This window comes from Terriglobales bacterium, from assembly GCA_035567895.1.
Taxonomy (GTDB): domain Bacteria; phylum Acidobacteriota; class Terriglobia; order Terriglobales; family Acidobacteriaceae; genus Gp1-AA112.
On record DATMPC010000088.1, the window covers coordinates 46,868 to 61,399 of the forward strand.

General features: G+C 57.0%; 8 protein-coding genes. 6 read left to right on the forward strand and 2 right to left on the reverse strand.

Annotated elements, in window-relative coordinates; genetic code table 11:
* Positions 1-11 precede the first annotated feature (11 nt).
* Positions 12-2,036: a hypothetical protein gene (locus VNX88_18330; GenBank protein HWY70631.1), complete on the forward strand. Its 2,025-nt coding sequence runs from the start codon at positions 12-14 to the stop codon at positions 2,034-2,036.
* Between the two features lie 381 nt (positions 2,037-2,417).
* Here VNX88_18330 and VNX88_18335 read toward each other — a convergent pair whose 3' ends face one another.
* On the reverse strand, positions 2,418-3,209 hold the full coding sequence (locus VNX88_18335; GenBank protein HWY70632.1) for a VOC family protein: 792 nt from the start codon (positions 3,207-3,209) through the stop codon (positions 2,418-2,420).
* Between the two features lie 201 nt (positions 3,210-3,410).
* On the opposite strand from VNX88_18335, the gene VNX88_18340 reads away from it, so the two are divergent.
* From VNX88_18340 to VNX88_18355, 4 genes are all read left to right on the forward strand, one after another.
* A complete protein-coding gene (locus VNX88_18340) occupies positions 3,411-3,740 on the forward strand; it encodes a hypothetical protein (GenBank protein HWY70633.1) in 330 nt (109 codons plus the stop codon).
* 164 nt (positions 3,741-3,904) lie between these two features.
* Positions 3,905-5,128: an efflux RND transporter periplasmic adaptor subunit gene (locus VNX88_18345; GenBank protein ID HWY70634.1), complete on the forward strand. Its 1,224-nt coding sequence runs from the start codon at positions 3,905-3,907 to the stop codon at positions 5,126-5,128.
* A 3-nt stretch (positions 5,129-5,131) separates the two neighbouring features.
* Positions 5,132-8,275 (forward strand): efflux RND transporter permease subunit, encoded by a 3,144-nt coding sequence (locus VNX88_18350; protein ID HWY70635.1) that lies wholly within the window; start codon positions 5,132-5,134, stop codon positions 8,273-8,275.
* An 8-nt stretch (positions 8,276-8,283) separates the two neighbouring features.
* On the forward strand, positions 8,284-9,657 hold the full coding sequence (locus VNX88_18355) for a TolC family protein (protein HWY70636.1): 1,374 nt from the start codon (positions 8,284-8,286) through the stop codon (positions 9,655-9,657).
* A 622-nt stretch (positions 9,658-10,279) separates the two neighbouring features.
* Here the strand turns inward: VNX88_18355 and VNX88_18360 are convergent.
* Positions 10,280-11,017, reverse strand: a complete 738-nt coding sequence (locus tag VNX88_18360) for a DUF4197 domain-containing protein (GenBank protein HWY70637.1) — start codon at positions 11,015-11,017, stop codon at positions 10,280-10,282.
* 194 nt (positions 11,018-11,211) lie between these two features.
* Between VNX88_18360 and VNX88_18365 the strand changes: the two genes are divergently transcribed.
* The gene (locus VNX88_18365; protein ID HWY70638.1) at positions 11,212-14,529 is read left to right on the forward strand and encodes a DUF3857 domain-containing protein; all 3,318 of its coding nucleotides are present in this window, start codon (positions 11,212-11,214) and stop codon (positions 14,527-14,529) included.
* The last annotated feature ends 3 nt before the right edge of the window (positions 14,530-14,532 follow it).

The following is a 14,532-nucleotide window of genomic DNA, read 5'->3' on the forward strand; positions in this document are numbered from 1 at the left end:
ATGTCCCCTCCATGAATGAAGACGACTCACGAAGTGCACTTACACGCCGCGAGATGCTTCGATTATCCGCCACGGCTGGAGCCACACTGGCATTCCCGAATTGGACCATCGCAGGCGAGAAGCAAAGGCAGACTCCCGATCAATCCAAGGGAACAGCAAACCTTTACGCCGATCTCTTGACCACATGGTGCGATGGCATGATCGCTCGCCAGGTGACCGCTATCCACGAACCCGCACTCTATGGCGGTCTGCTCTGTCCTGCTTGCGTATTGATTCACGGACGCTGCGGCGACGCCGTTTATCCCTTCCTGCGCATGGCTCGGAGCACTGGCAACTCGAAATACCTCGATGCGGCCGTTCGCGTGCACGAATGGACGGAGCAGCAGGTAAGCCGTCCCGATGGCAGTTGGGTGAACGACGTCAATTTGAGTTCATGGAAGGGCATTACCGTCTTCCACACCATTGCACTGGCGGAGGCGCTGCATCACCACGGCGAGCTTCTCGATGCCGCGACGCGTCGCAAGTGGACTGATCGCCTGGCGCGAGCCGCCAAGTTTCTCGATGGCTTCATGACCATCGAGACCGGAAACATCAACTATCCGGTCACCAGCTCCTACTGCTTTGCTCTCTGCAGTCAGGTGCTGGAAGACTCACACCTGCTCGACCGTGCGCGGCAGATGGCGCACACAAGCCTCGACTACTTCACTCCGAATGGGATCCTGTTCGGCGAGGGACATCCGGTGAAAGCTGTGACTCGCAAAGGATGTCATCCGGTTGACCTCGGCTACAACGTCGAAGAATCGCTGCCCTCACTGACGCTTTATGCGCTCGCGACAAACGATCAGCCGGTGCTAGACCGTGTGATCGCCGCCTTGAAAACGCACATGGAATTCATGCTGCCTGATGGCGCCTGGGACAACAGTTGGGGAAGCCGCAACTACAAGTGGACATGGTGGGGGAGCCGCACCAGCGACGGCTGCCATCCGGCGTTTGTTTTGCTGGCGCATCACGAGCCAAAGTTCGGCGAGGTTGCATGGCGCAATCTTGAACTCATGGCAGCCTGCACCCACAATGGCCTGCTGTACGGTGGACCGCATTACTTCGTCCACGGAGACCTGCCCTGTATCCATCACACGTTCACGCATGCCAAGGCACTGGCGACGGTACTGGATCGCGCAGGTTCCGATTTGGCACCCGCGCAGCGGCTAACTCTTCCCCGAGACGAAGCCTATGGCCTGAAGACCTTTCCAGAGATCGGCACGCGGCTGGCTGCAATCGGCGACTGGCGAGCCACTGTCACCGAGAACGATTGGGAGTATGTAGAACACGTGCAGGCAGGAGGAGCAGGCGCCGGAGGCGGTCACGCGAGTGGAGGAGTCCTGTCGCTCCTGTATCATCGCGCGCTCGGCCCCATCCTCACGGCGAGTATGACCGAGTATCAGGCACTCGAGATCTCAAACCAGCAGGCGCATCGCGACTATCCGCACATGACGCTCACTCCGCGCATCGAGTGCGCGAGCGATCTCACATACACAAGTCTGAGCGACTTCGACGCATCGTTGACGGGAACCAGTCGTCCAGACGAAGTTGCTTTTGATGCGCACGGACGATTGTTAACAGCTTCGCATCAGCCAATGCCGAAGAACGAGATGCACTATCAACTGTCCTACCGATTTACACCAACCAAGGTAGAGATCGTGGCCGGAGTTGATCAGGCTGGCCCGGCTCCGGTGCGGTTCATTCTTCCAGTAATCGCGCATCGCGAGGAGACGGCCCACAGCATTGATCCGAAGACAGTACGCATTGCTAAGAATAAAGGATCGCTCATCGTGCGGACTGATGCGCCGAACGGCTTCGGTGCGGTGCCCAGCGAACGAACGTTCAATCTGGTCCCAGGATTCGAGTGTTTGCCACTGGCCGTAACACTCCAGCCCGGGAGAGAGGTCCGAATCGAGTTGAGTGCGGAAGTGTTGCCGCTGACAAAAGCAGCGACGCATACCGTGGAGAACATTGTGTCAATACCATTGTCATCCTGAGGCCCTAGTTTAAGGCTGTCATCCTTCGTCCGCCGCGGCGGACGAAGGATCTCCCGGAATGCATCGGACTTGATTGCTGCGTCCTGGCTCTCCTAGGAGGATCTTGGCATTGTTTCAGCAGTCGCTTTTCGATGAACGCGCAAATCCCATTTTGATACTGTCATCCCTCGCGCCGCCCGCGATTAAGTCGATCGACTCGAGAAACACGGCGGTTGCGGCGCGGGGGATCTGCTGTTGATGGATGCGAGCCCGGATGCACGGAGTCACCGAAGAAAGCCAAAGCTAGCCACGAAGGACACGAAGGAGATCGGAACGAAGCCACAACAATCCTTCGTGTCCCTTCGTGTCCTTCGTGGTTTCATCCGCTTTTGTCGGGATTTTTCACCGCCCACGAGCAAATACAGCCACCGCCCCGTCCGGATCAACAACCGCCACTCCCTCGCCATCCTTCCGCACAGGCAACCCACGCTGACGCAACTCCTCACCCGCGCGCTCCACATTCGGGACCGACAACGCAATCCGCGTCTTTGCCGGCGAACCAGCGTCAAGCTCGATTTCGTCAGCAGCAGCGCCTGGCACTCGCAGCCTGCCTGCGCTCTTAGCTCCAAGGTCCTCGAATCCAAGTTTGTCGCTGTAGAAAGAACGCTCCGCAGGCAGATCGCGGACGTTGATCGTGGCTCTCGCTAGATGCGATCCGATTCGATGCTCCGCCCAATGCTTTCCTCGATCCTCGAAATGCAGTGAGCCAGGCATGTATTGGGTAAATTCGACGGTCTGATCTTCAGGATCACGAAAAACCAAGAGCATGTTGCCGGCGCGGGCCTTCTTGGGCTCAGGAGCCTTGATCTCGTGTTGCACGTACTCCTTCTGCACGGCCTCAATGTCACTGGCTTCGTAGCAGACGTGCATCAGTCCAAGAGGCTGAGTGTCGTCCTTGCGTTGATACAGTTCGATAAATTGACTGTCGTTGACTTTCATGTAGGAAACCGGCGGCTTGCGGGGATCGTTGAACTCGAAGGACTGCTCAAATCCCAGTTTCTGGTAGAACTCTCGAGATTTCGCAACATCACTCACCCGAAACGCCACGTGCGCTATTCGGGCTAACGGCGGCGATGGCTTCGAAGCGGGGGAAATGAAGGACGCAATCAGCAGAAGTGACAGCAGCAACCTCATCACGGCAGCTCCGGTTCACGAGATGAATGCCCAAAAATGGATTTAAGAGTACACGACTCGTCGTGAAGCAAAGCCAACGATGATCAGCGTTTCAATAGGTAACTCGGAGGACTTAGAGCCTGAGGCCCACTGATGATTCACAATCGGTTCAACTTCCTGAGTAAGCTGACGAAGTATAATAAGGCTGGAGTTTCTCCTCTGATGCCTCGCCGGGCGACGCAACTTCGATTTGGGATAGTGATTCTGTCGCTCCTGGTGTTCTTTCTGGCGCTGAATGCGAAGTTGTCCGCCTATGATTACCCTCCATCTGTGAACGGACCGAGCAGTGCGAAGCTCTGGCTTAACGGACAGAAGATGGAAGCACAGACACCGAGTTCGCTGGTGCTGGCAATCTTCAGCGTGGCCTTCATCTTCTTGCGACCGCTGCGCGAGAAGTTGCGCTGGCCTCGAGCACAATTTCAAACGTCCACTCCCACGGCATTCGAATTACTTCAACTACACAGATTCTTAAGACCTCCACCAGCCATCTAGTCTCCTCTCCGGCCCGGCTCTGAACTCTGGAATTTCGGGCTTACTGATCATTCACCAACTCGAGTCGCAGCGCAGCATCCCGGATCATTTCATTGATCCGGCATTTCCTGTGGCCCGAGAACTAACGATCGCGAGGAAATCTTGTGTTAGTCCACCGCAGGTACATGATCCCAGCTGTCGGGATCTCAATTGTCTGTGTCATTCTCGGATTTGTCGTCGCAGCCCGCGTGCGAGCGAATGCCCCATCAAACGTGGCCGGCAGTACTGTGCCGCGCGCGCCTATCACTCTGGTTCGTCGCGGAGATATCTCCAACACTCTGTCGATTGCCGGGGAGTTCCTGCCCTATCAGGAGGTCGAGCTCCATGCCAAGGTCGCAGGCTACATTCGCAAGATCAATGTCGACATCGGCGATCGCGTCCGCACGGGCCAGGTTCTTGCGGTGCTTGAGGTACCCGAGCTTACGGCGCAGGTACAAGGCGCCGATGCCGGCGTGCGACACAGTCAGGACGAAATTCTCCGCGCACAGAACGAAGTTGCACGCGATGAAGCTGATCATGCAGCACTCCACGCCGCGGCCCTTCGTCTCAAGCACGCTGCTGAATCGCGTCCGGGGCTGATTGCCGCTCAAGAACTCGACAACGCAGAGGCGAAGGATCGCGCCTCCGAGGCGCAAGTGGAGGGGGCGAAATCCGCGCTTTCAGCGGCACGCCAGCAATTGGATGTCTCTAAGGCGAATCATTCTCAGGTTTCCGCGATGTCGGATTATTCCCGAATCGTCGCGCCTTTCGATGGAGTGGTGACCTGGCGCTACGCTGACACTGGCGCGCTAGTGCAGGCAGGCACGTCGAGCAGCAGCGCACAACCCGTAGTAAAGATTGCGCAGGTCAACACTTTGCGCTTGAGGATTCCCGTTCCGGAATCGCTCGTGAGCAGCGTGCATTCTGGAGCATCAGCCGACATCGCAGTCCAGGCAACAGGCGAACACTTCAGCGGCAAGGTTACACGTTCAACTGGCGCTCTTGATCGGGCTACACGTACCGAGCAAGTGGAAATCGACGTTCCCAATCAGAAGCTCAAGCTCGCTCCCGGAATGTTTGCCAATGTCGTGCTCGGAGTCCAGGAGCACTCAGACACCCTGATGATTCCAATCCAGGCCGTGAATCACGCAGGCAATCCTACGGTAATGGTAGTCGGCAATGACAATCGCGTTGAAGTGCGCGCGATTCAAACCGGCATTGAGGACGCCAACTCCGCCGAAGTCGTTTCTGGTTTGAAGCAGAGAGAGCGAGTGATCGTCGCCAACCTTGGCTCATATCAGGCAGGAGAATTAGTCGATCCAAAGCTAAGTGCCCTTACAGCGACTGCGAGCGACGAGGGGAAGGAATAGCCGATGTCACGCTTCGCGATCAAGTATCCATTCTTTGTGATCATGCTGTGCCTGATGATCTTCGTCGTCGGCGTGGTCACCGTTTCCAGAATGCCGGTGGACCTGTTCCCCAACATCAACATTCCCGTTGTGGTCGTGGCAACGTTCTATTCGGGAATGCCTCCTGAGCAAATTGAATCAGACATCACCGGACGATTCGAGCGCTTCTTCACGCTGGGCAGCGGCATCGATCACATGGAGTCGCGCTCTCTTCCCGGAGTCAGCCTGATCAAAATCTACTTCCAGCCGGGAACAGACGCCGATGCGGCCGTAAGCACGATTTCCAATCTGGCGATGGCCGATCTGCGACGCTTACCGCCCGGCACTCTGCCGCCAGTAATTCTGAAGTTCGATGCGTCGAGCCTTCCGGTTTGCCTGGTCACGCTTAAAGGCAGCGGATTGAGTGAGACGGAGCTTCGCGATCTCGGGCAATACAACGTGCGCAACCAGGTAGCGAACCTGCCCGGAGCCTCGGTTCCACAACCGTTCGGCGGCAAGTACAGGCAGATTCAGGTGTACGTGGATTCGGTAAAACTGCAGGCGCACCAGCTCAGCGTGATGGATGTCGTCCGCACGATCAATGATTCCAACATGATCCTTCCTGCCGGCGACGTGCGCATTGGCCCGAAGGACTTCAACATCTATACCAATAGCCAGCTGCCGAGTACGGCTGAGATCAATCAACTCCCGCTGAAGACAGTTGGCAACGCCTCTGTGATGGTCGGCGACGTTGGCCACGCAATGGATGCCGCGCAGATACAGAACAACATTGTCCGCGTCGATGGCCAGAAATCGGTTTATCTTCCCGTTCTGAAACAAGGCGGCGACAGCAATACGATCGCGATCGTTAGCGGAATCAAGTCGGCTCTCGGCGACCTTTTCGATGTTCCCAAGCACCTCGTCGCTAAGGTCGTCTTCGATCAGTCGGTTTATGTGAAAACTGCCATCAAGAATCTCGGAGTCGAGGGCGGCATCGGCCTCGTGCTGACTGCCCTAATGATATTGATCTTCCTGGGCAGCATGCGCGCCACTGTCGCCGTAATGCTTTCCATTCCGCTTTCGGCACTGGCAGCTTTCCTTGCGCTCAATGCCGGCGGAAGCACCATCAACACGATGGTGTTGGGTGGCTTAGCGCTCGCATTCTCCCGATTAATCGACAACTCGGTTGTGGTGTTGGAAAACATTTTTCGTCACCTGGAGATGGGCGAATCCGCAGAAGAGGCAGCAGAGAAGGGCGGGCGGGAGATGGGGCTGCCGGTTCTGGCTGCCACGTTCACCACAGCCATCGTCTTTTTCCCGGTCATCTTCTTATACGGAGTCAGCCGGTTTCTCTTCATAGCTCTGGCACTCGCCGTCGTGCTGTCTCTCTTTGCCTCGTATGCGGTCGCGATGACGCTAGTACCACTCTTCTGCGCGAAGTTCATTCACAAGCTGGAGGCAGATGAAGAAGAGGGACATGACGTGCGACGTTCAATGTTCGGACGATTCGTTCGTTGGTTCAATAAGCGCTATGAGCGCATGCTATCGAAGTATGACGTAAGCATTCGCCGCACCCTTCTGCGGCCGGCAGCCGCAGTGATCGGAATTCTGGGCGTATGTCTCTTCAGCTTCGCGTTTTATCCGCTGCTTGGAGTTTCCTTCTTTCCCAGAACGGATCCAGGGCAATTTGTCATCAACATCAAGGCCCCCACTGGCACACGTCTTGAAATGACAGACAGGTATATCAAGAAAGTGGAGTCGGACATCCACGATGTCGTGTCGCCGCGCGATCTGGGAGTGGTCGTCTCGAACATCGGCGTGGTGCCCGATTACTCGGCGATGTACACCAGCAATTCCGGGCAACATACCGCGACCGTGCAGGTAAGCTTGCGCGACGGACATGAAGTCGGGAGTTACGAATACATGAACCGCGTCCGCGCCAAGCTCGCCGGCGACCTGCCGGAACTCTCGACCTACTTCCAATCCGGCGGACTAGTCGACGCCGTCATCAACCTCGGTCTTCCCGCGCCGATCGACATTCAGGTTGGCGGCAACGATCTGCAATCCGCCTACAAAACCGCCCAAGAGCTGGCAACGAAAATTCGCGGCCTCAAAGGCGTAGGCGACGTCCTCATTCCCCAGGACCTCGACTATCCCGCCCTCAAGGTGGATGTCGATCGCGAGATGGCCTCGCGCCTGGGACTCTCATCGCGCGAAGTCGTCAACAACGTAATCACCGCGCTCAATTCCAACCAGATGATCGCGCCCAGCTATTGGGTCGATCCCAAAACGGGCAATGATTACATGCTGACGGTGCAATATCCCGACGCCCAAATCCAGTCGATGAACGACCTCAAGCAGATCCCCCTGCGCTCTCCCAAAGCCGAAGACACCACGCAACTAGGCGCAGTTTCGACCATCGCAGCGTTCCTCTCGCCCACCGAGGTCGATCACTATCAACTTCGGCGCGTGATCGACGTCTATGTTGCGCCCTCAGGCGAAGATCTCGGCAGCATCGCCTCCAAGGTAGACGCAATCATTCACGCAACAAAAATCCCCGACAACGTCCGGGTCTCCGTCCGTGGATCCGTCGAAGGCATGCGCCAGTCGTTCAAGAGCTTCGGCATCGGACTCCTCCTGGCCATCGTCCTCGTCTATCTCATCCTCATGGCCCAATTCGCTTCCTTCATCGATCCACTCATCATCCTGCTCGCAGTTCCTCCCGGCATCGCCGGCGTCATCATCTTTCTTCTGGTCACCCACACCAGCCTGAACGTCATGTCGCTGATGGGCGTAATCATGATGACCGGCATCGTAGTCTCGAACAGCATTCTGATCGTCGACGTAGCGCGCAACCTCCGCAGCGAAGGGATGCCATTGGAGAAGGCGGTCTCCACCGCATGCCGCATGCGACTTAGGCCAGTGTTGATGACTTCCCTCGCGACCATCCTCGGCATGATCCCGATGGCTCTGGCGTTGGAGGCTGGAAGCGAACAGTACGCCCCATTAGCCCGCGCCATCATCGGCGGATTGACCGTCTCCGTCGTCGTCACCGTCTTCCTGGTTCCGGCTGCCTACCTGCTTATACATCGCCGCGAAGAGCCCCAGACCGTGGGACAACAGAGTTGAGAAAGAAAATGACAAAACGCTTTTGTTTTTCCGCGCTGATCTTGTGCTTATGCGCGTCGGCTTGGACATTGGCGCAAACCACATCTCCCCAACTTCCAGACGTAGTCCGCCTCACTCTCCACGACGCTGAACAATTAGGACTGAAGAACAATCCGCAGATCAGCGTCGCCAAGCTGCTGACGCTCGCGCAGCACCAGGTCACACGCGAAACGCGTTCCGCCGAGCTGCCGTCAGCCACCGCGAACCTCACCGCAGTGGACGCCCACGAGGGCACGCGCATCACCGCCGGCGTCCTCAATAATCCCAGCGTCTTTCAGCGCGCCGGCGCCGGCGTCACCATCGGACAACTGATCACCGACTTCGGCCGCACCCAAAACCTGGTAGCCTCCGCCGGATTGCGAGAGAAGGCGCAAGAACAATCCGAGCTAGCCACAGCCGCCGACGTAACCCTCGCCGTCGATCGAGCCTTCTATGGAGCTCTAAGCGCACAAGCCGAACTGCTAGTCGCTCAGCAGACAGTCAACGCCCGCCAGTCCACGGCCGACCAAGTTGAGGCACTGGCCAAAAACAAACTGCGCTCCGACCTCGATCTCAGCTTTGCCAACGTCAATCTCGCCCAAGCCAAACTTTTGCTTCTGGACTCCCAGAACCAGAAGGACGGAGCCTTCGCCGATCTGAATGAGATCCTCGGATTCGAGAAGCAGGCGACATACGTGCTTGAGGACAGAACCCCCTGCAGTAGCCGGGGGTGCTTTTCTGCGTCGTGCGCGGGGAGTCAGCCGGACGCGCCGTCAGCCTGCGTCCCCAAGCCACCCGACAATCAGGAAGACCTGGTGCAGCAAGCATTAAGATCGCGTCCCGACCTGGCCGCGATCGACGATCAATGGCAAGCGCAGCAACGCTTCGCCCGGGCCGAGCACGAATTGAATCGCCCCAGCATAAGCGCGCTGGGCGCAGTCGGAGGAACCCCAGTGCGGGCCGACCAGATCACCACATCATGGTACGGCGGAGTCGGCGTCAACATGAGCATTCCCATCTTCAACGGATTCCTGTTCTCCGGGCGCGCCCACGAAGCCGATCTCCGCGCCGGAGCCCTCCAGCAGCAGACTCGCGACCTGCGCGACCGCATCGCCCGCGACGTCCGCGTCACCTGGCTCGAAGCAAACACCGCCTACCAGCGCGTAAGCGTAACCGCCCAGCTGCTGCAGCAGGCAAGCCTGGCCCTCGATCTAGCCCAAACGCGCTATAACCTCGGCCTGAGTTCCATCGTGGAACTCAGCCAGGCCCAGCTCCAGCAAACTGATGCACAGATCGGGAATACGAATGCGAGATACGCATATCTTTCAACCTTGTCGGTGCTTAGGTATCAGGTGGGACAGTAATCTGTCTGCGCAGTCGTAGGATTGCTCACTTAGAATTCCTCTATCCGGAACGCTTCGCGCGAGCTTTCTTTGAGGTCGCAAATTGCGACCTCAAAAATCCTCCTCCGTCGCATCAGACTGTTCGACTGCGAATCGCATAGTTAATCACAGATTGGCGAATTCCAGAAAGACAGCTGCTGAGGCACCTTAATACAGCGGCTGAAAACGTCTGCCAAGCGACCGCAAAGCCTTTGGGATGCCCTTCCGGTGCCTCAAAATGCCTCGTAAGCTGCGCTTTAGTGCCCCAAAAAGTGCGCGATTCTGCCTCAAAATAACGCACCAGCGCGCAGCGGCTTCCATGCAAATGGATTGAAAACTCTGGCGCCGCTATTGCAGCGTCCTGAGTGTGATGAAGTCGATTTTTCATCCTTATTACAGAACCCAGCGGCTACCGCCGCCGGCAGTGATTTTGCCAGATTGGGAAATCTGCGATTGCAGGCGTTTTGAGGCGTCGGAGAGAAGCGGTGGCTCCTGGACACTTCTGAGGCGGCAAGAACCTCGCCACGGGCTTCTAATTGCTTTTATTCGCCATCGCTGTATATTCGCTAATGCCGGATTCGGCTTCCTGGGTTCCGGAAGGTCCTTACTGCTTCCTGCCGAACACTTCGCGCAGCAATGACGTTGTCTGCGCCATGGGATCCTTGCGGATCTTCTTTTCCTCTTCCGCCATCACGTAGAAGAGGCCGTCCATGGTCTTGCCTACGACGTACTCGTCCAAGTTGAATCGCTGTGAATTGGCGACGCGTGCGGCCATGGGATTGCGCATGAACTGGTTGTATTGCCGCACGACTCCAACATTCTCCATGGCTTGGTGAACCAGGGGCGCGAAGGCTTCGGTCAGCTGGTCTGAGCTTTGGCGTTTGAAGTATTCGGTTGCGGCGGTGTCGCCGCCGGAGAGGATCTGGCGGGCGTCGGCGAACGACATCCTCGTCACGGCGTTGATGAAGATCTGCTTTGCTGCGGGCGCGGCCTGCTCGGCGGCGCGATTCATGCCAACTTCGAGCGAATCTACCTGCGAGCCCATGCCTATGACGCGCAAGCCGCTGCTTACGTTGCGAAGTTTTTCCGGCAATAGAATCCTGATCGCCTCGTTTTTAAGAAAGCCATCGACGCGTCCCGTCGAAGCTACGGCGTTTCGAGTGCTCACCGTGAGCGCTTCTTTGAGGCCGGCAACGATCTTGTCGTTTGATAATCCCCGATTGCCGCCGGCGGCTTTAGCAGCGGTCGCTGCCTTTTGCCGGATCTGATCCCAGGGTGACTGGGCAACGCAAAAGACAGTTAGTAACGCGCAAAGTGCGCCGATGCCGAACCATTTTTTCATGGCTTTCACGCGATTGACCGCCTCAGTCTAGCGGAGATGTTCAGCCTGGCCTATGCACGAAAGGTTCATGGGCGCAACGCCAAAAAGTAACAGCAAGCGAAGGGGAGGGGAATCGTTCTGGTAGAGACACAAGCTAATGTCTAGACTCAATGTCCGATTGCAGGGTTTGGGAGTTCAGAGTAGAACTGAAACATATGCGTAGTACTGCTATTTTCTTCTTTTTCGTCAGCGCAACGCTGCTTCTAGCACAAGAACTTCCCACGAAACCAGATCCGAGCAAGGCGACGCAGGAATCCCCGGTCCAGCAGGAGAACAAGGCTAAGACGCCGCTTGCTCCGCCTGCTGCCGCGGAAAAGGCGGCCGATTATTCTCAGCAAGCTTTCGTGATCGAGAAGTATGTGAATAAGATTCGCTTCGAGAACAACGGCACCTCGCAGCGCGAGCAGATCATGCGAATTCGCGTGCAGACTCAGGCGGGTGTCCAGGAGTTTGGGCAGCTGCACTTTCCTTACAACGCAGCCAACGACAAGATCGAAATCGTATCGGTGAGGGTGACGAAGCCGAACGGCGCGGTGAGTGTTGCTGGTCCCGATTCGGTACAGGACTTAACCGCGCCTGTGGCTCGCGAAGCGCCGGTGTATAGCGACTTGCATCAGAAAGACCTCGTTGTGCCGGGACTCGCGGCGGGGGACGTCCTCGAATATGACTTCAAGGTCAACGAGTTTGAGCCTCTCGCGCCTGGCCAGTTCTGGTGGGAGCAGCAGTTTATCGACAAAGTGATCGTGCTCGACGAGCAATTGCAGATCGATGTGCCCGCTGGACGCGCGCTCAAGATGCGCACTACGGGCGCGCAACCTGTGGTCACAACCGCCGCAGGGCGCGCGACGTATGTGTGGAAGAACAAGGTGCTGAAGGTCGATGACGACGATTCGGCATCCGCAAAGAAGAACAAGAAAAAGAAGAAGCAGGTTGATCCGGATGACGACATCCCTGACGTGCAGTTGAGCACTTTCCAATCATGGGACGAGGTTGGACGCTGGTACAGCGGGCTGGAGCGCGATCGCGTGAAGCCCGACCAGACGATTCGCGCGAAAGCAGCGGAACTTACCGCCTCGGCGAAAACCGATACCGACAAGATCGAGGCGCTATACGACTTCGTCGCACCGCGCTATCGCTATGTTGGCATCTCGTTTGGTGTGGGACGTTTTCAGCCGCACTCGGCGGATGATGTCCTGAACAATCGCTACGGCGACTGCAAAGACAAACACACGTTGCTGGCATCGCTCCTCAAAGGAAGTGGGCTGGAGGCTTATCCGGTTCTGATTCATCATGCGCGCAAGCTCGATGAGAGCGTGCCCTCGCCGTCGCAGTTCGATCACGTCATTACCTTTGTGCCTTTGAAATCCGGGTTGGATAAAGCGGGGGACATGCGCGGCCTGTGGCTCGATTCCACCACAGAGGTTGCGCCGTTCCGCATGTTGGTTGCAGCTATTCGCAACAAGAAGGCTCTGCTGATCCCTCCGAATGCACCGGCGCAGATTGTGACCACACCTTCCGACCTCCCAACGGCCAATCTTCAGTCGCTCAAGGTGGCAGCCAAGATCAATCAAATCGGAAAGCTGGACGCAACGTACAACTACATGGTTCGCGGTGACGCGGAACTTGCTTTCCGAGTCGCGTTTCGTGGCACTCCGGAGACGCAATGGAAGCGCGTGATTGAGTACGTCAATGCCTACCAAGGGCTCACGGGAGACGTGACGGATGTGAAGGTGAGCGATCCCTCTGATACTCATCATCCGCTGGAGTTCAGCTACTCACTCTCGCAGCCGAATTATCTCGACTGGACAACGAAAACTTCGCAGCTCGCGGTGCCTCTGCCGCGACTCGACATGAGTTGGGCGAACCTCACCGATGACGATGACGATCGCACAAAGCCTTTCGAGTTCGCTGCTGCGCCTCTTGAGTCTCACGAGACGATAAAGATCGAGCTGCCCGAGGGCTACAACTATCGCGCTCCTGTGCCAATCAACCTGAAGCGCGATTATGCGAGTTACGCTTCGGACTACAAGCTTGAGGGGCAAACGATTACGGTCAGCAAGGATCTCGCGCTCAACTCGCGCGAGATCGCCGCGAATCGCGGGCCTGATCTGCGCGCGTTCGTTCGTGCCGTGGCTGCGGACGGAAATCAGAGCGTTTTCGTCGAGAGTCTGTCGGCAAACTCGGGATCGAACATTCCCAGCGGAATGTCGGCCGACGATCTGAACGACGCCGGCATGGCGGCGCTCAAGAATCAGAATCTGCGGGCTGCGACTGAACTGTTCAGGAAAGTTGTCGAACTTGAGCCAAAGCACAAGGATGCCTGGAACAATCTTGGCCGCTCTTATCTGGCGCTCGGCAAATACGACGATGCGATTGCGTCCTTCAATAAGCAGATCGAGATCAATCCGTTCGACGAATTTGCGTACAACAATGTTGGCCTTGGCTATCAGTCGCAGCAGAAATATGACCAGGCCATTGTCGCGTACAAGAAACAGCTTGAGGTCAATCCACTCGACCAGTTTGCGCACGGAAATCTGGGTTCGCTGTACCTTGAGCAGAAGAACTATGCCGAGGCGGTTCCCGAATTAGAACGCGCAGTACAGATCTCGCCTCAGAATCCGGGGCTCGAAGCGAACCTCGGCCGCGCGTATCTCAACGTAAACCAGCCTGACAAAGCTCTCGCTGCCTTCGACAAAGCCGTGGAGCTGGCTCCCGCGCCGGGCATTTGGAACAACGTCGCCTACGAACTTTCGACCCACCGCACTCATCTGGACAAGGCACTCACCTATGCCGAATCGGCAATTTCCGCCACTGAGGCCGGGCTGCGGAATGTGAACGCCGATCACGTTACTCTGAACGATGTGGGCCTGGTGATGAGCATTGGCAGCTATTGGGACACGCTGGGATGGGTGTACTTCCAAAATAACCAACTGGAGAAGGCCAAACGGTACATCGAGGCGGCGTGGCTGCTCGACCAACACTCGGAGGTCGGGGATCACCTTGGGCAGCTCTACGAAAAACTTGGCCGTAAACAGGACGCGATCCGCCATTATGCGATGGCAACCACCGCCAATCACAAGGTGCCAGAAGCGGAACAGCATCTCAAGTCTCTGCTGCCGGATGCAAAACTGGATGTCGCTGAGTTAGAGCGCGCCCGCAGTGAGCTGCAAGTGATGCGAAGTGTGCGTTTGCCATGGTCGAATAAAAACGCGACTGGCGAGTTCTTTCTTACGTTCAGCGCGCCGATTTCCCAGGATGGGAAACCATTAAAGCCCGATCAAGTGAAGTTCGTGCGCGGCGATGAGGCGTTGCGCAGCTACACCGCAAAGCTGCAAACGGCTGCCTTTCCAGTGCAATTTCCAGACGACACACCGATCAAGCTAGTCCGCCGAGGCGTACTGACCTGTACCGAGAGCACACATCAGTGCCAAGTCGTGCTGATGTTGCCGGAAGATGTTAGGACTGTGGACTGAGAG